Source organism: Ruegeria sp. CG3, assembly GCF_056537205.1.
Map to the genome: position 1 here is coordinate 37,186 of NZ_JBQFRC010000004.1, position 20,777 is coordinate 57,962.

23 protein-coding genes are annotated in these 20,777 nt (G+C 64.3%); 7 read left to right on the forward strand and 16 right to left on the reverse strand.

Translation table 11 applies throughout. The features are described from left to right. Positions 1–126: 126 nt before the first annotated feature. From ureG to ACR0NB_RS15885, 11 genes are all read right to left on the reverse strand, one after another. Positions 127–762 carry an urease accessory protein UreG gene (ureG, locus tag ACR0NB_RS15835; protein WP_170341539.1) on the reverse strand — a complete coding sequence of 212 codons (636 nt, stop codon included), beginning with the start codon at positions 760–762 and terminating at the stop codon, positions 127–129. Continuing rightward, positions 759–1,412 carry an urease accessory protein UreF gene (locus ACR0NB_RS15840; RefSeq protein ID WP_480776194.1) on the reverse strand — a complete coding sequence of 218 codons (654 nt, stop codon included), beginning with the start codon at positions 1,410–1,412 and terminating at the stop codon, positions 759–761. Before ACR0NB_RS15840 ends, ureG begins: the two co-directional genes overlap by 4 nt. Beyond that, the gene (locus ACR0NB_RS15845; RefSeq protein ID WP_170529890.1) at positions 1,396–1,842 is read right to left on the reverse strand and encodes an urease accessory protein UreE; all 447 of its coding nucleotides are present in this window, start codon (positions 1,840–1,842) and stop codon (positions 1,396–1,398) included. The genes ACR0NB_RS15840 and ACR0NB_RS15845 overlap by 17 nt, the downstream gene beginning before the upstream one ends. Positions 1,843–1,857: 15 nt before the next feature. Next, positions 1,858–3,567: an urease subunit alpha gene (gene ureC / locus ACR0NB_RS15850; protein WP_480776195.1), complete on the reverse strand. Its 1,710-nt coding sequence runs from the start codon at positions 3,565–3,567 to the stop codon at positions 1,858–1,860. Continuing rightward, complete coding sequence (locus ACR0NB_RS15855) at positions 3,567–3,872, reverse strand: urease subunit beta (RefSeq protein WP_480776196.1); 306 nt, start codon at positions 3,870–3,872, stop codon at positions 3,567–3,569. Before ACR0NB_RS15855 ends, ureC begins: the two co-directional genes overlap by 1 nt. Then, complete coding sequence (locus tag ACR0NB_RS15860) at positions 3,869–4,027, reverse strand: hypothetical protein (protein WP_170407662.1); 159 nt, start codon at positions 4,025–4,027, stop codon at positions 3,869–3,871. The genes ACR0NB_RS15855 and ACR0NB_RS15860 overlap by 4 nt, the downstream gene beginning before the upstream one ends. A gap of 11 nt (positions 4,028–4,038) precedes the next feature. Beyond that, positions 4,039–4,341 (reverse strand): urease subunit gamma, encoded by a 303-nt coding sequence (locus ACR0NB_RS15865; protein ID WP_005976933.1) that lies wholly within the window; start codon positions 4,339–4,341, stop codon positions 4,039–4,041. A 1-nt stretch (position 4,342) separates the two neighbouring features. Further along, positions 4,343–5,104, reverse strand: a complete 762-nt coding sequence (locus tag ACR0NB_RS15870; RefSeq protein ID WP_480776197.1) for an urease accessory protein UreD — start codon at positions 5,102–5,104, stop codon at positions 4,343–4,345. 317 nt (positions 5,105–5,421) lie between these two features. Continuing rightward, positions 5,422–7,401, reverse strand: a complete 1,980-nt coding sequence (locus ACR0NB_RS15875) for a bifunctional 2',3'-cyclic-nucleotide 2'-phosphodiesterase/3'-nucleotidase (protein WP_480776198.1) — start codon at positions 7,399–7,401, stop codon at positions 5,422–5,424. Positions 7,402–7,624: 223 nt separating this feature from the next. Continuing rightward, positions 7,625–8,344, reverse strand: coding sequence for a glutathione S-transferase family protein (locus ACR0NB_RS15880; RefSeq protein ID WP_170435745.1), 720 nt, complete (start codon positions 8,342–8,344; stop codon positions 7,625–7,627). Beyond that, on the reverse strand, positions 8,331–8,939 hold the full coding sequence (locus ACR0NB_RS15885; protein WP_170435746.1) for an NAD(P)H-dependent oxidoreductase: 609 nt from the start codon (positions 8,937–8,939) through the stop codon (positions 8,331–8,333). Before ACR0NB_RS15885 ends, ACR0NB_RS15880 begins: the two co-directional genes overlap by 14 nt. A gap of 128 nt (positions 8,940–9,067) precedes the next feature. Here ACR0NB_RS15885 and ACR0NB_RS15890 point away from each other — a divergent pair, with 128 nt between their 5' ends. After that, the gene (locus ACR0NB_RS15890) at positions 9,068–9,433 is read left to right on the forward strand and encodes a winged helix-turn-helix transcriptional regulator (RefSeq protein ID WP_480634225.1); all 366 of its coding nucleotides are present in this window, start codon (positions 9,068–9,070) and stop codon (positions 9,431–9,433) included. Between the two features lie 4 nt (positions 9,434–9,437). Here ACR0NB_RS15890 and ACR0NB_RS15895 read toward each other — a convergent pair whose 3' ends face one another. Then, positions 9,438–10,451: a LacI family DNA-binding transcriptional regulator gene (locus ACR0NB_RS15895; RefSeq protein ID WP_480776199.1), complete on the reverse strand. Its 1,014-nt coding sequence runs from the start codon at positions 10,449–10,451 to the stop codon at positions 9,438–9,440. A 246-nt stretch (positions 10,452–10,697) separates the two neighbouring features. Between ACR0NB_RS15895 and ACR0NB_RS15900 the strand changes: the two genes are divergently transcribed. From ACR0NB_RS15900 to ACR0NB_RS15925, 6 genes are all read left to right on the forward strand, one after another. Next, entirely contained in the window at positions 10,698–11,966 is a 1,269-nt protein-coding gene (locus tag ACR0NB_RS15900) for an extracellular solute-binding protein (protein ID WP_480776200.1), read from the forward strand. A gap of 102 nt (positions 11,967–12,068) precedes the next feature. Beyond that, a complete protein-coding gene (locus ACR0NB_RS15905; RefSeq protein ID WP_170341551.1) occupies positions 12,069–12,914 on the forward strand; it encodes a carbohydrate ABC transporter permease in 846 nt (281 codons plus the stop codon). Then, on the forward strand, positions 12,911–13,750 hold the full coding sequence (locus tag ACR0NB_RS15910) for a carbohydrate ABC transporter permease (RefSeq protein WP_480776201.1): 840 nt from the start codon (positions 12,911–12,913) through the stop codon (positions 13,748–13,750). Before ACR0NB_RS15905 ends, ACR0NB_RS15910 begins: the two co-directional genes overlap by 4 nt. Positions 13,751–13,771: 21 nt before the next feature. Next, positions 13,772–14,812, forward strand: coding sequence for an ABC transporter ATP-binding protein (locus tag ACR0NB_RS15915; protein WP_480776202.1), 1,041 nt, complete (start codon positions 13,772–13,774; stop codon positions 14,810–14,812). 10 nt (positions 14,813–14,822) lie between these two features. After that, positions 14,823–16,100, forward strand: coding sequence for an MGH1-like glycoside hydrolase domain-containing protein (locus ACR0NB_RS15920; protein WP_170359499.1), 1,278 nt, complete (start codon positions 14,823–14,825; stop codon positions 16,098–16,100). A gap of 44 nt (positions 16,101–16,144) precedes the next feature. Further along, complete coding sequence (locus tag ACR0NB_RS15925; protein ID WP_170529897.1) at positions 16,145–16,567, forward strand: GNAT family N-acetyltransferase; 423 nt, start codon at positions 16,145–16,147, stop codon at positions 16,565–16,567. Positions 16,568–16,584: 17 nt separating this feature from the next. Here ACR0NB_RS15925 and ACR0NB_RS15930 read toward each other — a convergent pair whose 3' ends face one another. Genes ACR0NB_RS15930 through ACR0NB_RS15945 form a run of 4 tightly spaced genes read right to left on the reverse strand, consistent with a single transcriptional unit; the run spans position 16,585 to position 20,745 of the window. Beyond that, positions 16,585–17,568, reverse strand: coding sequence for a glycosyltransferase family 4 protein (locus ACR0NB_RS15930; protein WP_480776203.1), 984 nt, complete (start codon positions 17,566–17,568; stop codon positions 16,585–16,587). Positions 17,569–17,582: 14 nt separating this feature from the next. Beyond that, a complete protein-coding gene (locus ACR0NB_RS15935) occupies positions 17,583–18,569 on the reverse strand; it encodes a glycosyltransferase family 2 protein (RefSeq protein ID WP_480776204.1) in 987 nt (328 codons plus the stop codon). Between the two features lie 20 nt (positions 18,570–18,589). Next, the gene (locus tag ACR0NB_RS15940) at positions 18,590–19,510 is read right to left on the reverse strand and encodes a glycosyltransferase family 2 protein (protein WP_480776205.1); all 921 of its coding nucleotides are present in this window, start codon (positions 19,508–19,510) and stop codon (positions 18,590–18,592) included. Next, on the reverse strand, positions 19,507–20,745 hold the full coding sequence (locus ACR0NB_RS15945) for an oligosaccharide flippase family protein (protein WP_480776206.1): 1,239 nt from the start codon (positions 20,743–20,745) through the stop codon (positions 19,507–19,509). Before ACR0NB_RS15945 ends, ACR0NB_RS15940 begins: the two co-directional genes overlap by 4 nt. Between the last annotated feature and the right edge of the window lie 32 nt (positions 20,746–20,777).

Sequence of the window (20,777 nt, forward strand, 5' to 3'; positions counted from 1 at the left end):
CAACTTTCTCGCACCGGGCTATCGCAAGGACAGCGTCGGTGGTCGAATCCGGTTACATCGGATTGCCTTGCAGGCGCAAGGTTCCAAATTCTGGAACCGGAAACGCCCAAAGTCGGGTTGTGGGTCTTACGCCGTTGCACGTCGTCCGGCGTCGATGCCGGCAATCTTGTCCAACAGGTCGATGATTTCGCTCGTTCCGCTGCCGCTCCGCAGGTTGGCGAATACGAATGGCCGATCACCGCGCATTCGGGCCGCATCGCGCTGCATCACCGACAGGTCCGCTCCGACATGCGGAGCAAGGTCGATCTTGTTGATGATCAGGATGTCTGACCGAGTGATCGCGGGGCCACCCTTGCGGGGGATCTCTTCGCCCGCGGCCACGTCGATCACATAGATCGTCACATCCGCCAGTTCCGGGCTGAAGGTAGCCGACAGGTTGTCACCGCCGGATTCGATCAGAACGATCTCGACCTCGGGATGACGGCGCACCATCTCGGCCACGGCGGCCAGATTGATCGAGGCATCCTCTCGGATCGCCGTATGCGGGCAACCTCCGGTTTCCACGCCGATCACCCGGTCCTGCGGCAGGATCTGCATGCGCATCAGCGCCTCGGCGTCTTCCTGCGTGTAGATGTCATTGGTGATCACCCCGATCGAGTGGGTATCGCGCAGCGCGCGGGCGAGGGCGGCGGTCAGGCTGGTCTTGCCCGCACCGACCGGGCCGCCGATGCCCACCCGCAGAGGGCCGTTCATGCTGCTCATGTGCGGAATATCCTTGGTTGTTGAGTTTCATGTTGCATGGCCGCGATCTCGGCCAGAAAGGCGGTGCCGGACAGGGCGGACAGATCGGCCTCCACCGCCGCGTGCGCCTGATGTGCGCACAAGGGCGCCATGTCTCGGACCACCCCTTGCGCAGCGGTCTGGCCCAGGGGCATCAGCCGCTGCGCGGCCGAAACAAGACTGCTGATGAACGCATGCAGATACAGCCGCGCAGTCGGTTCCACCGGCAAACCGGCCTGGCGTGCGGCGCAGCCAACGGCGATGGGGTAGGTCAGTTCCGTCAGTTCGATGCCCCAGACAGCAGCCGTCACACCGCAGAAGGCCGCGCCTTGTTGCGCGGTCTCGAATCTGCGCTCGAATGGACCGGCGAAGGCGCGGGCCATATCGTCAAGTTCGGTCACGGCCAGCTCGGATTTGGCGCGCCAAGCGGCGGTCAGAAACAGGGCATCCGACCATCCCGCACCGTGTTCCAGCACGTCGTTCAGCCAATCTCGCAGGCTGGCCGCATCGTGCACCGCACCCGATTGGACCAAGCGTTCCAGCCCATGCGAATAGGCAAACGCCCCGACCGGGTAGGCGGGTGACAGCCATTGCGTCAGCGTCAGCAGATCAAGGTCAGTGGCTGTGGCCATGCGTCCGTCCGTGCCCATAGGCGCCACCTTCGGGGCTGAAGGGCGCGCGGATGTCCTGGACCGTCGCGCCAAGCTTCAACAGCATGTCGCGGATCACATGGTCGCGGCGGATCATCAGCCGGTCGGGCTCGATCTGGCAAGGGGTGTGGCGGTTGCCGATATGCCAGGCCAGCCGGGTCAGATCGGGGCCGGTGACGGCGAACAGGTCCTCTTCGGCGGCAACCACCTCGATCAGGCGGCCATCGGCCAGTTCGAACGCATCCCCCCCGTCCAGCGAGGTCGTCTGCGACAGATCCACCAGGAACTCTTCATTCTGTGCGGTGCGCAGCATCCGGCGGCGCAGAAAGCGGTCTTCGTAGTTCAGCGTCACGGTGCCATGGGTTTCGTCCCACTGACCGTTGCGGCGGATTTTCTGTGATGTGGCAAGCATCGGAGGTATCCCTTTTCAAAACAGGAAATAGCGTTGCGCCATGGGCAGGGTTTCGGCGGGCTGGCAGGTCAGCAATTCGCCGTCGGCGCGCACCTCGTAGGTTTCGGGGTTCACCTCGATCTCGGGCAGGGCATCGTTCAGCCGCAGGTCGCGCTTGCCGATCGCGCGTGTGTTGCGCACGGCTACGGTCTGCTTGGCCAGGCCAAGACGCGCGGCGATGCCGTCCTCCTGCGCGGCTTCCGATACGAAGGTCGCCGCGCTCTGTTCGACCGAGCGGCCATAGGCCCCCCACATCGGCCGGGAATAGACCGGCTGCGGCGTGGGGATCGAGGCGTTCGGGTCGCCCATCTGCGCACAGGCGATGGTGCCGCCCAACAGCACCATCTCGGGCTTCACGCCGAAAAAAGCGGGGCTCCACAGCACCAGATCGGCGCGTTTGCCCTCCTCGATGCTGCCGATATGGGTGCCAAGCCCGTGCGCAATGGCCGGGTTGATCGTGTATTTCGCGATATAACGGCGCACGCGGAAATTGTCGTTTTCGCCTGTTTCCTCCGGCAGGCGCCCGCGTTGTTTCTTCATCTTGTCGGCGGTCTGCCAGGTGCGGATCAGCACTTCTCCCACGCGGCCCATCGCCTGGCTGTCGGAGGCGATGATGCTGAAGGCGCCCATGTCGTGCAGAATGTCCTCGGCCGCGATTGTCTCGCGCCGGATGCGGCTTTCGGCAAAGGCCACGTCCTCGGGGATGGATTTGTCGAGGTGATGGCAGACCATCAGCATGTCCAGATGCTCTTCGACCGTGTTCACGGTAAAAGGCCGGGTCGGGTTGGTCGACGATGGCAGCACATGCGCCTCGCCGCAGATCTTGATGATATCGGGAGCGTGGCCGCCGCCCGCGCCCTCGGTATGGAAGGCGTGGATCGTGCGGCCTTTCATGGCGGCCACGGTGTTTTCGACGAAGCCGCTTTCGTTCAGCGTGTCGGTGTGGATCATCACCTGCACGTCCATCTCGTCGGCCACCGACAGGCAGCAATCGATGGCTGCCGGGGTGGTGCCCCAGTCCTCGTGCAGTTTCAGGGCGCAGGCCCCGGCCAGGACCTGTTCGCGCAGGGCCGCCGGTTGCGAGGCGTTGCCCTTGCCCGCAAAGGCCAGGTTCATCGGAAAGGCATCGGCCGCCTGCAGCATGCGTCCGATATGCCAGGGGCCGGGCGTGCACGTGGTGGCCAGCGTGCCATGCGCCGGGCCGGTGCCGCCGCCCAGCATGGTGGTCAGGCCGGAATGCAGCGCATCCTCGATCTGTTGCGGGCAGATGAAATGGATGTGGCTGTCGAACCCGCCGGCGGTCAGGATGCGGCCCTCGCCCGCGATGGCCTCGGTGCCGGGGCCGACGATGATATCCACGCCGGGCTGCGTGTCGGGGTTGCCCGCCTTGCCGATCCGTGCGATGCGCCCATCCTTGAGGCCCACATCCGCCTTGTAGATGCCCGTCCAGTCAACGATCAGCGCATTGGTGATGACGGTGTCCACCGCCCCTTCGGCGCGGGTAGCCTGAGACTGACCCATGCCGTCGCGGATCACCTTGCCGCCGCCGAACTTGACCTCTTCGCCATAGGTGGTCAGGTCGCGCTCGACCTCGACGATCAGGTCGGTATCAGCCAGCCGCACCTTGTCGCCCGTGGTAGGGCCGTACATGGCGGCATAGTCGGAACGTTTGATCCGGGCTGGCATCAGAGGTCTCCCATGACTGCGCCGTTGAACCCGAAGACACGCCGCGCACCGGCGATCGGGATCAGCTGCACCTCGCGCCGCTGACCGGGTTCGAACCGCACGGCGGTTCCGGCGGCGATGTCCAGCCGCATGCCGCGGGCGGCGGCCCGGTCGAAGTCCAACGCCGGGTTGGTTTCGGCGAAATGATAGTGCGAGCCCACCTGCACGGGCCGGTCACCGGTATTGGCCACCATCAGGGTGATTGGCGCCGCGCCCGCGTTCAGCTCGATCTCGCCGGGGGCGGTGATGACCTCTCCGGGGATCATTTGCGCGCCTTCAGCCAGATCGCAACGCCGCCGATCGCCAGCAGCAGGACCAGCGCCAGCCAGGTGCCAGCTTCATGCGGGTGCAGGTGCGGCCCGTCATGCGCCAGCGCGGGGGCGGCCATCAGGGCGAAGGGCAGGGAAGCCAGGTGTTTCATCGTCATCTCCTTCAGCGGATGGGGTTGTGGACGGTGACCAGCTTGGTGCCGTCGGGGAACGTCGCCTCGACCTGCACCTCGTGGATCATCTCGGGGATGCCGTCCATGCACTGATCGCGGGTGATGACCTGCGCGCCTGCCTCCATCATGTCGGCGACCGAGCGGCCGTCGCGGGCGCCCTCGACCACGGCATCGGTGATCAGCGCGATGGCCTCGGGGTAGTTCAGGCGCACGCCCCGGGCCAGGCGCTTGCGCGCCACCTCGGCGGCCATGGCGATCAGCAGTTTGTCTTTTTCGCGCGGCGAGAGTTGCATGTCAGATCATCCAGGGTCTTGGTAGGGAATTGCGGGTCAGCCGGTTCAGGATCGGCACAAGGGTCTGGCGCAGCGCGAAACTGTCGGGCGCCAGCAGGCGCATCAACAGCATGTCGTCACCTACAAGGCTGACGCCGCCGGTGTCAGGCAAGGCCGCGCGGATCGGATCCAGATGCGCGGCGGCATCCGGGCGGATCAGTATCAGGCTGCTGAGTGCGACGGCGCCGTCGCCAACGCCCGGCCGGGCCATTTCCGCCGCCAAATCACCGGTCAGACGCAGCGCGTCCAGATGAGCCAACCGGCCCGCGCGCCAGATTTCGATGCGGTCTTGTAAGTGGGCCGATGTGACCTGCTCGCCCATTGCGGCACGTCCGAAGATCAGCGATTCCACCAGCAGCAGGCCGGCATCACGGGCCAGATCGGCACGCAGGCAGCGGTCGATCGAGCAACCATCAAAAAGGATCGTCTCCTGCGGCAGCCAGTTCAACTGGCCGCCTGCCGCCACGGTCAGATGCGTCCGAATCCGGCCCGGAACTGCTCCGGACGCGCGATAAGCGCGCTCGGCGGCCTGCGTGGTCAGGGTCAGATGTGCATCTGCCTGAACGCTGGCTGAAAGGTCAAAACTGTCTCCGCCGGTGACGCCGCCGGCGGTGTTGATCAACACCGCCTGCATGTCCGCGCCATCACGCCGAGGAAACAGCAGCTTCAGCGACCCCTGCTGGCGCAGGTCCTGCAACTCCGTCCGGCCAGCGCGGCCAACCACGGACACAACACCCCGCCCAACAGCACGGGGAGGCGCGGCGATCGCTTGCGCGGGAGTTATTGCGGACAAAGAGGTTATCGGAAGCTCCGGGCAAAAGGACTGTCGGATGCGAAAGCACCACAGCCTTTTCCTGGTGTCAGTGCAGCACGGCAGAGGCAGTTGGTTGAGAAAACTCGTTCGCCCTATTTCTGAGCATTTTTTCCCCTATCGCCTGAAAAATAAGCATCCCGCCAATGCGTGTGATAATCCGGCCTTCAGCCACAAACCAAGAGAAAAGGGCGGCCAGATTGGCCGCCCGATCCGGTGTCTGTCGCCGGTCAGAGCGTGATGCGGAAGGCCGCGAAACCGTCGGCCCCGTCGCCTGCGTCTTCCAGCGCCAAACCTTTGACGTCGCTGATGTAATCGCGCGCCTTGGGACCGGTTTCGAACAGAACCGTGGTGTCGCCCAGCGGTGCGAAGGACCAGTTGCCGTCGGCCTTGGGGTCGATCGTGCCTTGCTCGACGATATAGCGCACGATCACGTCGCGGTTGGTGTCGGGGGCCTCGAACACGATGGTGTCGCCCATCGCGCCCGGGAACGATCCGCCGCCCGAAGCGCGGTAGTTGTTGGTGGCGATGATGAACTCCATGTCGTCGGTCACCGGGGCACCGTTGAACTGCAGGTTCACGATGCGCGCCGCATCAGGGTTGACCTCTTCGCCCTTCGGGCCAAAGCGCGAGGGCTGAGACAGGTCGATCTGATAGGTCACACCGTCGATCACGTCGAAATTGTAGGACGGGAATTCGGGGTTCAGCAGCAGCGCATCCTTGGCGCCCGGCTCGATCTGGTTGAACATCCCGGCCGAACGCTCCAGCCAGCCGCGCAGTTGCGCGCCGTTCACCCGCACCGCGCGCACGGTGTTGGGATAGAGATACAGGTCGGCCACGTTCTTGATCGCCACATCGCCCACCGGCACGTCGGTATAGTATTCCGGGCCACCCCGGCCACCGGCCTTGAACGGCGCCGCGGCCGACAGGATCGGCAGACCCTCGTGCTCGGTGCCTTTCAGCATCTCCTCAACATACCATTTCTGCGCGATCGACACGATCTGGACCGAGGGATCATCGGCCACCAGCGCGAAATAGCTGTGCAGCGGGGCCGAGGTCTTGCCCACCGCGCGGCGCACATAGGCCAGCGTTTCCTCGTGGTCCCGCGCGACCGAGGCCAGCACCTTTGGGTCGTCATCGACCAGCGCGGTGATCGAGCGGTCTTCGTTGCGCTTCGAGATCGGCCGCGCCTCGGAGGTGGTGGTAACCACGCGCCATTCGTTGCCGTCGCGTTCCAGCAGCAGGTCGAGCACGCCCAGATGCGACCCCCAGAACCCGCCCATGACGGCCGGCTTGCCCATCAGCGTGCCCTTGTCCACGTCAACTCCGGCACGGTCGGCGAAGGTGGGCGAGGGGAAGACCAGGTGGTTGTGCCCGGTCACAAGCGCGTCGATGCCATCGACCCCGGCCAGCGGGACCGAGGCGTTCTCCATCCCGTCCGCGTGATCGGCCGCGCCGATGCCCGAATGCGACAGGGCCAGGATCAGATCGCAGCCTTGCTCTTTCATCTCGGGCACATAGGCTTTGGCGGTCTCGACGATGTCGCGGGCCTGCACGTTGCCTTCCAGGTGGCGGCGGTCCCAGTTCATGATCTGCGGCGGGGTAAAGCCGATGACGCCGATGCGGATCGGCTGCTTGCTGCCATCGCCCAGCTCGATCTCGCGGTCGAGGATGACATAGGGCTGTACCAGCGTCTTGTCCGCGCGCGGATTTGCACCCTGTTCCTTGGCGATATTGGCCAGCACGATCGGGAACTGCGCCCCGGCCAGCGATTTTTCCAGAAAGCTCAGGCCATAGTTGAACTCGTGGTTGCCCAGCGTCGCGGCATCATAGCCCAACGTGTTGAACGCGTTGATGATCGGGTGGGTGTCGCCGTCGTTCATGCCACGCTCGTAGGCGATGTAGTCGCCCATCGGGTTGCCCTGAAGAAAGTCGCCATTGTCGACCAGCATCGAGTTTGTGGCCTCGGCCCGGATCTGGTTTATGATCGAGGCCGCGCGTGACAGGCCCACCGTATCGCGCGGCTTGTCGGCGTAGTAGTCATAGGGAAAGACGTGAACGTGAATGTCGGTCGTTTCCATGATCCGCAGATGCGCCTGGTTGCTTGCGGCGGCGGCGGAGAACGGGTGCAGGGAAACCATGGCGACGCCGGCCGTGGTGGTGGCCAGAAATTGACGCCGCGACATCGCGAATTTGCTGGATAGGGTCATGAGGCACCTCTCGAAATAAATTGGTCGACGCATCATCTGAACGTTTATGACGACAATGATGTGACAGCGCGGCCCGAGGGGATCACCCGGCGCGCCGATGGTTCAGACTGACCGCTTTTGACACCCGAGTAAAGCGTCCTCCCGGCCATCGACCTGCGCGCGGGCGGTGCGGCGCCCAAGGTGCTGTGGTGCGGGCCCGGGCTAGGGAGCCCGGGCCGCGGCCTCAGTCCTTTTTCACGTCACCGGCAAACCGCGCGGCGTTCTCCCGCGCAAAGGCGCTGGCATCAGCCGAGGCATCCCAGAACTGGGGATTGGCCTTGGGAATGGTCAGCGCCTTCTGCACTGCGGGGCGGGCATCGATGCGGTCGAACCATGCGTTCAGATGCGGAAGGTCATCGACCTGAACCCGCGCCCAGACATAGGCCCGCGCCCAAGGGAACAGCATCATATCCGCGATCGTGTATTGCCCCGCCGCGATCCAGTCGCGCCCATTCAGACGATCATTCATCACCTCCATCAGGCGGCGGCTTTCGTCCACGTAGCGGCGGATCGAGAATGGTTCGGTATGACCATTGGGGGCAGCAATGTGCTGGAAATACATGGCCTGGCCCATCATCGGACCCACATGCCCGACCTGGAACAGCATCCACTGCATCACCTCGGACTGCTGCATCGGATCTGAGGGCAGGAACTGACCGTATTTCTGCGCGAGGTGCCACAGGATTGCGCCGCTTTCGAAAATCGCGCGACCTTCGGCCCGGTCCTCGATCACCGGGATCTTGCCATTGGGGTTCAGCGACAAGAACGCGGGCGACTTTTGTTCCTGTTTGGAAAAGTCGATGGGCGTCAGGTCGTAGGGTACGCCTGCCTCTTCCAGGAAGATCACCGGTTTGTAGCCATTCATCGTGGCCGCGGTGTAGAGGTGAATGTCAGGCTGCGACATGCGCGATCTCCTCGAAATGCTCTTTCAGATGCGCGTCGAACCGCTGGAAATCCTGTTCGATCCGGGGGTTCTTCATCACGTCGAAGGCCGCGAAGGTGGGCAGGGGCTGCATCGCCAGAAACTTGGCGTTCAGGTGCATTGGCCACAGCAGGTCATCGACGCTGGCCCCGGCAAAGAACGGCTCGGCCGGGTTGTCGAACGCCTCGCGCGGGGCGTTGAAGGTGACCGACAGCATGTATTTCGTCCCGTGCAGCAGGCCACCGGTGCCGTAATTGGCCTTGGGCGCCTCGGCGGTCCGGCCGTCGCCGGCCAGCAGCCGGCCGTCCATGCCCGCGGTGTAGACCTCGTCGAGGTACTTTTTGAACACCCACGGTACACCCATCCAATTCACCGGAAACTGCATGATGACCACATCCGCCCAGACATGGGCGTCGATCTCGGCATTGATGTCGTATCCTTCGGCAACCGTGGTCACGCGCACCTCGTGGCCCATCCCGGTCAGTGCGTCCTGCGCCCGTTGCACCAGCGACGCGTTCAGGCGGCCAGGTGCGAATTCATAAGGCTGCGTACCGTTCACGATCAGGATCTTGCTCATGTCCATATCCTTGGTTTTGAAACTGCTTGCCCCTTGACTTCGGTCGGGGTGAAACCGAACTTGAGAACAGTAGTGATGAATTGCAACCAGTTTACTTTTTGTAACCTGCGACTGGACTGGAGAAGGTGATGCGTGCCCGTATCGAACAGGACGACCAAGGCAAGCGGCAAGCAGTGGATGCGTGCAGCGAACCATGCCCCATCGAACGCGGCATGCGGATCATTGGCGGCAAGTGGACCGGGTCGATCCTATGGCACCTCAAAGACGAGCCAGTGCGATTCAATGACTTGGCGCGGATGATCGGCGGCGCCAGCAAAAAGATGATCGCCGAACGCCTGCGCCAATTGGAGCAACAGGGCCTGGTACTCCGCCAAGTGCTCGAAACCTCACCGGTTTCAGTGCAGTACTCCGTGACCGACCGTGGACGCACCGCGCTGGGTTTTCTGGACGAGCTGCGGAAGTGGAGCGAGACCTTGCCGGATACGCGCGCCTGATCCGTCAGCGGTCCTTCTGCAGCGGCCCCGTGGTTTCCCGTGCGATGAACCGAGCCGAAACTTCGGACACGATTACCGGCATGTCAGGGTCTTTTATCCTGTCCAGCAGAGTACGTGCGAGCTTGCGGCCCAACCGCTTTGGCGAAACCGCCATGGTACTGAGCGCGGGAATTGCGACCGAGGCATCCTCGGTATCGTCAAATCCAACAATCGAAACATCCCGCCCCGGCTGCAACCCAGCCCGCATCAGACCGAAACACGCCCCCAAAGCGACCATGTCGCCATTGCAGACCACCGCCGTGACCTCCGGATGGGCGTCGTGCAATTTCAGCATCTCCTGCATACCGGCACGCTTGGTGTCAGGTGAGGGCCAGATGATCGGCGGCCCCAAAGACAAGTCCTGCAGCGTACGCTGGTACCCGGCTATGCGCTGCTTTCGAACGGGGTTCATGCCGATGCCGCCGAAGAATGCGATGTGCCTGTGTCCCAGTTCCGCCAGGTGATTGGTCGCGGTCGCGGTCGCTTCGGAATTTCTGATGCCCACATGATCAAAATCGGGGCTGACATGGCGCAGAAAGGTAACCGTGGGCAAACCATGCGTGCGCAGCAGTTGAAGGGTTTCCGCCGTGGTCTCCAGCGCGGGGACCCACAGCAGGCCGCCGCGCCCGTTGCGGATGAAATCCCGCAATTGCTTGCCCTGCCGGTCCGCGTCATCGCGCGTGTCCAAGATCGAAACCAGATACCCCTCGGCCTCCAGCAACTCGACCGCGCCGCTGACCACTTCGGCGTTGAACGGGTTTGCGAACTGGTTCAGAACGAACCCGATTTCCCGGTTCTCGCCCGATCGCATCGACGCCGCGCGCGAGTCAGTGACATAGTGCAGGTCCTCGGCCGCCTGCAGCACTTTCTTGCGGGTCTGCTCGGAAATCCGCCCGGTGCCGCGCATCACCTGACTGACCGTCGGGATCGAGACTCCGGCGGCTTTGGCGACACTGGCGAGGGTGGGTTTGGCGGGCATTTCTCGGACTTCTGATATATCGTTGCATCATCAAAATGCCCAACCCGCAGGGGTATTGCAACGAGCAATTCCTACTATTTTCTGAAGTTCAGACCAACCGATTGGAAAATATTCGTTGACGCGAGATATATCGTTATACCATGCTAATGACATCGCCTGGGGTGAGTCGCCGCACGACACGCACAGCAAACCGACCCCACCGGGCAGAACGGGCAAAAGGCCCAATCGAAACTCTGGGAGGAGTCCATGTCAATTCAATCCAAGCTGGTCGGTGCCGCATCCGGCCTTGTTCTGGCCCTGGCCACAAACGTGGCGCAGGCCGAGGTTCTGTTCTGGTCGACACAGGCCAAGCCGGTCGAAGAGGCGCAGGCCATGCGCGAACAGGTCCTTTCAGGCTTCGAGGGTGGCGTGGACTACCAGCCCAATGACGGCGGCCCCTGGCTGACGCGTCTGCAGGCCGAATTGCAGGCCGGCTCGGGCACGATCGGTGTGCTGGGCGCGCTGCATGGTGATTTCTCGGCCATGAACCCCGATGACCTGGTCGACCTGGATGATCTGGGCATCGCCTCGGCCTCGGACACGTTCAACGAACTGGCGACGCTGGGAGCAGGCAGCCTGCAATACATCCCCTGGATGCAGGCCAGCTATATCATGGCGGCCAACAAAGAGGCGTTGCAGTACCTGCCCGAAGGCGCAGACATCAATGCATTGACCTATGACCAGCTGATCGAATGGGCCGCCAACGCGCATGAGGCTGCGGGAGAGCCGAAATTCGGCTTCCCGGCCGGGCCCAAGGGCCTGAAGCACCGCTTCTTCCAAGGCTATCTGTACCCGTCCTACACGAACGGCGTGGTGCGGACCTTTGCGAGCGACGATGCCGTGACCGCGTGGGAAAAATTCCGCGCGCTGTGGACGCATACCAACCCGGCCTCGACCAACTTCTCGTTCATGCAGGAACAGTTGTTGTCGGGCGACGCCTGGATCGTGTTCGACCACACCTCGCGTCTGGCGCAGGCCTTCAACGAGCGGCCTGATGACTTCGTGGCCTTCCCGGCCCCGGCGGGCCCGACCGGGCGCGGCTTCATGCCGGTTCTGGCTGGGGTTGCGATCCCCAAAACCGCACCGGACATGGAAGCGTCCAAAGCTCTGGTTGCCTACATGATGAAGCCGGAAACCCAGATCGCCACGCTGCGCGCGACGAACTTCTTCCCGGTCGTCGCGGTTGACCTGCCCGACGACCTGCCGCCAGCCGTAAAAGCCGCAGGCGACGCGGTCGCCAAGATGAGTGGCTCGGCCGATGCCAACCCCGGGCTGCTGCCCGCGGGACTGGGCGACAAGGGCGGTGACTTCAACCGTGTCTATACCGATGCGTTCGAGCGGATCGTACTGGGCGGTCAGGACATCCGTACCGTGCTGGACGATCAGAAAGGCGCATTGGAGGCGATCATGCAGGAAACCGGCGCGCCCTGCTGGGCTCCGGATGCACCTTCGGACGGTCCGTGCCCGGTCGAATAAGGGTCTGACCCGATCCTGACACCGGGCTTGACGCAGGCCCGGTGTCCCCCCGAACTCTCTGCCCGAAACCACCGGAACTTCCGCAAGGAAAGGAGCGATCTGATGAACGCTCGTGTGTTGCCCTATGTGCTGATCCTGCCCGTGACGGCGTTTCTGTGCCTGTTCTTTCTGTATCCTTTCGTCCTGGTCGCCAAGCAAGCTTTCAACACCGGCGACGGATTCACGCTGGACAATTTCCGGCAGGTGGTCGGGTACTGGAAATTCCCGATCTCGCTGCAGAATACGCTGCTGCTGGCGGCGGCGGTGGTTCCGGTGCAACTGGCGCTGGCGCTGCTGATGGCCACGATGGTCAACAAGATGCAGCGCGGACGCGACCTGGTGCTGTATGTCTGGACCATCCCGCTGGGTATCTCGGATCTGGCCGCAGGCATCATCTGGCTGGCGATCTTCGAACAGTCGGGTTTCCTGAACTCCATGCTTTCTGGGCTGGGCGTGGTGGACCGGCCGGTGAATTTCCTCAGCTATCAGCACCCCGGCGTGGTGTTCCTGGCCATCGCCCTGGCCGAGATCTGGCGCGCCACCGCGATCATGCTGGTGATCCTGGTGGCCGGGATCGGCCTGATCCCCAAGGAATATTACGAGGCGGCCGAGGTCTTTGGCGCCTCGCCCTGGAAACGCTTCACCCGCATCACGCTTCCGCTGCTGCGCCCGTCGCTGCAGACCGCACTGGTGCTGCGCGTGATCCTGGCCTTCGAGGTCTTCGCCGTGGTGCTAGCCCTGGGTGGCACCCTATTCCCCGTCCTCATGAGCGAAACCTACGCCTATCAGTTCGACCTGCTTGACAGCGGCGCGGCGGCGGCGATGGCGCTGATCATCCTCGCCATCTCGATCGGGTTCACCCTGATCATCCTGCGCGCCCTGCGTGTCCCGAAAGGAGCCACGATATGACGACCGTCACGACCGATGTCGCCGCGCCCGATACGCGCCGGGCCGGACGCTATGTCTACTTCGCGGCGGTGGTGCTGCTGTGCGCCTGGGTGCTGGTGCCGCTGTATTTCCTGCTGATCAACACCCTGTCCTCGCCGGAAACGGTGAACAGCTTTCCCAAGCCCTTCATCCCCGAATTTGATCTGGGCAGCCTGGGGTTCTTTGCAGGCTTCGCGGGCATCCTGACCGCGCTCAAAAACTCGATCCTGGTGGCCGGGCTGACGATGATCATGTCGATCCTGATCGGCGCGCCGGCAGGCTATGCCCTGTCGCGGTTCGACTTTCGCGGGAAAGAGGCGTTCCGCCTGCTGATCCTGCTGACCCGCGCCTTTCCGCTGCCGCTGCTGGCACTGCCCTTGGCGGTGATGTTCATCCAGACCGGGCTGGATGACACGGTATTCGGCCTGTCGCTGGTGCACACCACGTTGGCCATCCCGTTTGCGGTGCTGATCACGTTCTCGCTGTTTTCCGGCATCCCGCTGGAACTGGAAGAGGCCGCCTGGACGCTGGGCTGCACCCGGCTGACCGCCTTCACCAAGGTGGTGCTGCCACTGATCCTGCCGGGGATCACGGCCTCGGCCATCTTCGCCTTCGTGATCTCGTGGAACGAGGTGTTCGCCGCCGCCGTCCTGACGATCGAGAACCGGACCCTGACGGCCTTTTTGCTGCAGAACCTCGACACCTCGCCGCTGCATCTGAAATTCGCGGGCGGTTTCATCCTTGTCGTTCCGGCACTGATCTTCATCTTCGCCGTGCGCAAATACCTGTTCGCCATGTGGGGCATCGCCAACCGCTGACAGCCCCAAGGAGTTGGAATAATGGCAGAAATTCAAATCAAGAATGTCGCGAAACGCTTTGGCAGCTACCAGGCGCTGCACGACATCAACCTGACCATCCAGGACCAGGAATTCATGGTTCTGCTGGGGGCCTCGGGCTGCGGCAAGACCACGCTGCTGCGGATCATCGCCGGGCTGGAGACCGCGACCGAGGGCGAGGTCTGGATCGGCGGGCGCCGGGTGGATCACCTGCCGCCCAAGGATCGGGGCATCGCCATGGTGTTCCAGAACTATGCCGTATTCCCGCATCTGACCGTGTTCGAAAACATCGGGTTCGGCCTGCGGATGCAGAAACTGCCCAATGACGAGGTCAAGCGCCGGGTCGAGCGCACGGCGGGTCTGATGCATATCGACCAGCTGCTGGGGCGCTATTCGGGCGAGCTGTCCGGCGGTCAGCGCCAGCGCGTCGCCGTGGCCCGCGCCCTGGCGATGGAGCCCGACGTGATCCTGATGGACGAGCCCCTGTCGAACCTGGACGCGCTGCTGCGGATGGAGATGCGGGCCGAGCTCAAGGGCGTTCTGGCCGAAAGTAACACCACCGCCATCTACGTCACCCACGACCAGGTCGAAGCCATGAGCATGGCCGACCGGATCAGCGTGATGCATCAGGGCAAGATCGTTCAGGCAGCCTCGCCGATCGAAGTCTACCGCAACCCGGCGGCCGAGTTCGTGGCCGGATTCATCGGCAATCCGCCGATGAACTTCCTGCCCGCCACCCCGTCCGGAGACGGCAAATGGACCGTCGCGGGCCAGATCCTCGACGGGCCGCCCCGAACCACGCCGTTGCATTTCGCCATCCGCCCCGAGGATCTGCGCCCGGCCGACACGGGCCTGGCCGCCACGGTCAAGGTGGTTGAACCCCTGGGCGCGCATCTGCTTGTCACATGCAGCGTGGACGGCGCTCTGTTCCGCGCGGTTCTGGACAGCGATCTGAACGTCCGCCGCGGCGACACCCTGACCCTGGCCCCGCAGCCCGACCGGGTGCGCTGGTTCGACCCCGAAACAACCCTGGCCGTGGCCTGAGGAGCGCGCAATGAAACAGGATCTGATCGAACAGGCCCGCGCCGTTCTGGCCCGAAACGACCGGGGCGACTACACGGTGCCCACCCACGGCCTCTATCCGTTCCAGTGGAACTGGGACAGCGCGCTCAGCGCCCTTGGGTTCTCGCATTTCGACGAGGCCCGCGCCTGGCGCGAGATCGAGACCTTGTTCCGGCATCAGTGGGATGACGGCATGGTGCCGCATATCATCTTCCACGAGATGAACGACGGCTATTTCCCGGGGCCGGATGTCTGGGCCACCGGCCGCGCGGTTCCCACCTCGGGCATCACGCAGCCGGCGGTGGCCGGGTTCGCCGTGCGGCGGATCCATGCGCGGGCGAAGAACCGGGGGCTGGCCGATGCGCAGGCCCGCGCCCTGCTGCCCAAGATCCACGCCTGGCATCAATGGTTCTTCACGAACCGCGACCCGCAGGGTACCGGTCTGGTCGCCATCATTCACCCGTGGGAATCGGGGCGCGACAACTCGGTCGATTGGGATGCGGCGCTGGCCCGGGTCCCGACCGAGGGCGTGGCTCCGTTCCAGCGTCGCGACGTAGCCCATGCCAACCCGGCGCACAGGCCGACCGACGAAGAATACCGCCGCTATATCTGGCTGGTGCAACATTTCCGCGACCTTGGCTGGGACAATTCCAGGCTGCATGATGCCTCGCCGTTCCGGGTCGTGGACCCGGGATTCAACGCGATCCTGATCCGCTCGTGCCTTGACCTTGCTGCGCTGGCCGACGACTTGGGCGAGGCCGAGATCGCCAGCGCTTCGCGCGCCTTTGCCCAGGCGGGCATCGCGGCGATGGACGCCCTGTGGAGCGAGACCCGTGGGCAATATCTGTGCTTTGATCGGGTCACCGGGGAGTTGATCGACAGCCCCTCGATCGGCGGGTTGCTGGCGGCGTTCTGTCCCATCCCCGAGCACCGCGCGCAAGCCATTACCCAGCGGTTGGAAGCCATCGGTGCCACGGTCCCGTATCTGGTGCCCAGCCACGACCCGGCGGCCCCCGAATTCGACGGGCTAAGGTACTGGCGCGGGCCGGTCTGGCTGATCGTGAACTACATGATCGCAGATGGTCTGCAACGCGCCGGGCAAACCCGGATCGTGCAGCGGATCGTCGACGACAGCCTGCGCCTGATCGAGCAAAGCGGCTTTGCCGAATATTACGACCCGGTCACCGCCGAACCCTGCGGCGGCAGCAGCTTCACCTGGACGGCCGCGATGGTGATCGAGATCCTGAACGCGGAAACCACTCCGGCATGAACGGCGCTGCACCGGTCCCCGCCCAATGGATACCGGACTGACCGATGGCGGGACCGTCCATTGTTTCCGCCCCCGGGCAAGCGGACTGGGTCGAGCAAGCCCTTCTTGCGGAATTGCGGGCCACTGCGCCCCAAGGGGTCAATGACAGCATCACGCTGATTGCGCAGGACGGCGAGGGCCGGGTTGGCGGCCTGCATGGCGCCACCTCCTATGGGTGGCTGCTGATCAAGACCTTATGGATCGACCCGGCCCATCGACGCCGCGGTTTGGGTCGGCAGTTGCTGGACCACGCCTTTGACGAGGCGCGCCGACGCGGGTGTCATTCTGCGTGGCTGGACACATCCAACCCGGCCGCCACACGGTTCTATCAGGCTTCGGGCTTCGAGCCCTTTGGTCGCCTGGCCAACACGCACACGCAAAACCCGCCCGGACATTGCCGCTGGTTCTTGTGGCGCCCCTTGCCGTAGCCATGGCCACGCCGCCCTCACAACCGTTTGGCCGGGTCGAACACCTGCTGCCACCGCTGTGCATAGCGGGATCTATCAGCCTTGGGCGCCAGGACGGGAACCACCGGAGGCGTACTCGCCAGAACCGCCTCGATCGACTTGCGCCACGCCTTGGGATCGGACCCGCACGGGATCACGCCGCTTGCCCCGATCCGGTCACGCAGACCGTCGACCATGCTGACGATGACCGGACGCCGCGCCGCGCGCGCCTCATCCGCCACCAGCCCGTAGGCCTCCCATCGCGAGGGCATCGCCACCACGTCCACGACCCGATAGGCTTCGGCCGGGTCGTCGGCGTGGCCCCGAAACTCGATCCGCCGGTCACCTGCGGCCAAGGCTGCAAGGCGGTCGCGCTGGCTGCCTTCACCAAAGATCACAAGCCGTGCATCGGGGTTGGGGCACATGCGAAATCCTTCGATCAGCAGATCGAAGCCTTTCTGCGGCTCGAGCCGTCCGATCGCACCGATGACCCGGGCCGCCTCGACCGGCCCGGCTGCGCGCGCAACTGCGCTCAGGTCAACCTGCGGCGAGATCACGCTCAGCTTGGATGCGGGCGCCAACCGACGTTCCGCCATCCAACCGGCCTGCGCCTTGCTGACGGCGATGACCTGATCGAACAACGAATAGGTCACGCGCAGCATCGCAAAGAACCGCCGCTTGTGCGGCACGTTCAAGGCTGTGAAAGACCGGGTATAGCTGTGTTCGACATGAACCAGCCGCGTGGTGGGATGCATCGCCCGCAGGGCCGAGAAGGCCGGCAGGCAACGCCAGCCGGGGGCGATGTGGCATACGATGACATCGGCGTCGAAACTGCCCCAGCTGAAGGCGGTCCGTTTGACCGGGCGAACTTCTTGGTGGACTTCGTCGGCCAGTTCGGGCAGCTGCGCAAGATGGTCGAGCATTCGCATGACCCCACCGGCCGTGGTGTCATCAACAAGGTGAAGAACGGTGATCTTGGACATTTGGAAACCTCGGTTCAGATGGAAGTCTGGCGGCGCATGAGGCGACCGGCTTGAACAACAGACGCCGGCCCGACCGCGCGCAGTGCTGCGGCCGCGATGATGGTGGTCAACGTTTTGGCGGGTTCTTCGATCAGGGGCCGGGCGCTGGTTGAAGCCGACCGCTGCGCAAGCTCCCAAGCCTTTTGCGCATCCAGATTGCTGACCGCGCGGCGCGCAAGATAGCGCAGCTGATAGGCGCGCGCCGCCGCCTCGTGCCGGGCAAAGAATTCGGGGTTCAGCGGACGCAGCTTGTCGGCCATCCTCTCCCACGCCTGCAACTGCCGGTCCAAGGCCGCCGACAGGCCGGTCGCATGGATCCGGTAGCGGGTCAGCAACCCCGGCACGCCTGCGATTTGCCAATCCGTCGTCAACATCAGCCGCAGCCAGGATTCGATGTCCTCGGACTGGCGAAAGGTCTCGTCAAAGACCCAGTCGCGTTTGGTCTCGAACGCGGGGCGGTAGGCCAGATCGAGCAAGGCCGATTTGCGCATTACCGCTGCTGATCCATTGCCGATCGGGTTACGTTTCAGGACATGCGCCGCCGTCACGTCCTGCAGGCGCGGCGACTGGCGGACGCGCATCAACCGACCACCCTCGTCGATCATGGCGCTGCCGGAATAGCTGATCGCAACGTCGGGTTCGGCCTGCAGGTGGCGCACATGGGTGGCCAGCTTTTCGGGCAGCCACAAATCGTCGGCGTCGCAGAAGCCGACGAACTCTCCCCGCGCGGCCGCGATGCCGGTATTGCGCGCCCCGGCGAGGCCGCGGTTTTCCTGCCGGATCACCCGCACTCGTGGGTCGGTCGCATGAGCGCGGGCAATGGCGGGGGTTTCGTCCTGCGAGCCGTCATCCACGATGATGATTTCGAAATCATCATGGGTCTGCGACAGAAGCGAGGCCAGAGTCTCGGCCAGGGTCGCGGCGGTGTTGTAGGCGGGAACGATGATGGATGCCTGGGGCATTTTGGGTCTCCTGGTTGGGATCAGCGGGCAAACAGCGCCTGACGGATCGGGCGGGGCAGGGCGGGGGCCAGTGCCGCGCCAAGTGCAGTGGGCACACCGCGCCGAATGGGGTTGAGAAAGCTGCGCGCGCTCAGCGCCAGACCGGCGCGGGCATAGGCGCGGGCCATCGACGGTTCTGCCCCCAGACGCAGCGCGCGCCGGGCCAGATACCGCATGTAGATCGCCTCGGACGCGGGCGACGGCGCGACGCCGTAGCGGGCCGCCGTTGCAACCGCCCGTGCGCGCCCGGCCCGCATCGCCTCGAGGTTCGAAGACAGACCGCTGCCGCTGGTCCGGTACCAGACCTGCAGGCGATCAACCCCGATGATCGCGTGGCCTTCGCCCGCCAAGCGGATCAGCAGCTCGAGATCTTCGTTGTGGACCGCAGCCGGGTTCAACCCGCCGACAGCAGCGAACACCTGGCGGCGCACTGCAAGGTTCGACATCGTGCACACCGCATTTTCCGCCAGCAGGTCAGGAATAGTCAGGGGATTAGTGGGAACCGTCGAGCGCGTCGGACAATCGCCGGGGGTTTCGGAAAAGAACCCGATCCGGCCAAAGGCCGCATCAATGCTGGTATCTACAAACAACCGGTCCAGTTGGGCCAGCTTGTCGGTGACCCACAGGTCATCCGCGTCGCAGAACGTCAGGATGTCGCCGGTGGCCACTGCCGCACCATGGTTGCGCGCAGAGCTGGGGCCGCTATTGGGATTGGCCTCAACCCGCACCCGGGCGTCCCTCGCGCAGAATTGCCGGACAACTTCGGTCGTCTGGCGCGAGGGTTTGTCGCCCACGCATATGAGCTCGAAATCCTCAAAGCTCTGCCCCAGCAGGCTGTTCAGGGTGTCGGCAATGGTTGCCGCATCATTGTGGAAGGGAACGATGATGGAAAACCGGGTCATTGGGCGCGTGCCTCCTGAGTGATTGCAGAACCCCGCGGCAGCAGCGCCCAAGATGCGGTCAGCATGATGGCGCTGCAGGTGCAGACATACCCGACGGCGACGGGCATCAAGCCCAGCGGCGCCATCAGGGCCGTGTTGGCGATCAGGCCCACGGCCAGAACCGTGCTGACCCGCAATTCCGTGACGGGGCGGTTTTCCGACCGCAGCCATCCGGCGACCGCCGACCAGATCACCGTCGGCAGGGCCGCAAGGCACAGAACCGATACCACCGGGGCGATCTCGGCCCAGCCCTGTCCCAGCAGCAGCGGCACATAGACCGGGGCCAGCGCCGCCTGCAGCAGAACCAGCGGCGTCAGGATCAGCAGCGACAGGCCCAGCCCGTGGCGCAGCGCCCCATGCTTGTCCTCGGCCGCGCACAGATGCGGGAACAGAACGACCGAGAAGGCTTGCGTGAACGAAGTGGCCAGCCCAAGCCCCGCATTGAAAGCCATGAAATAGATGCCAAGCGCCTCTGCGCCCATCATCGCGCCCACCACCAGCTTGTCTGCCTGCAGGCGCAGAACCTTGACCAGTTCGACGCCCAGAACGGCCCAGCCGTAGACCACGAAAGGTTTCAAGGCTGCAAACCCGGCCTGACGATCAGGCGACCACCGACGCAGGCGGCGCATCAGCACCAGCCAGACAGGTGCAGTCAGCAGGCGCGGAAGGACCAGCGCCAGGGGCGAAGCCCAGACCACCGCCAGCAGCGCCGTCAGGGCATTGGCCCCCACGACTTGCCCGCCGGCGATCGCGGCCGTCTGCTGCAGCTTACCCTCGCGCATTGCCAGTGCGGCCTGAACCAGGCCCGCCGGCATGAACAGGTATTCCCCGGCCAGCACCGCCAGCAGCATCGCCAGCATTGCGTGGCCCATGACGAACAGTGCCGCTGCGACCGCCAGTTGCAGCAGGCACAGCCCCGAGCACCAGACCCAGAAAATGCGGTGCGCCGTGTTGCACCGCTGCGCCAGTTCCTCGGACGGGGCCTGAATGATACGCTGGTTCACCCCGTTCTCGGTCAGCGCCTTGAGGATGTCGCCCGCCGCCAGAGCCGCAGCGGCCAGACCGATCGCTTCGGGGCTGAGGGTACGGGCAACGGCCACCACGACGACCAGGCGCGACGCCTTGGCCGCCACTTCGGAGGCGGTGTAGGCCAACAGGTGCCGCAGAAAACCGGATTGTGCAAAGCTGTGCGTCATGACGCCGTGATCCCGAAAAACAGTTGTTGGTT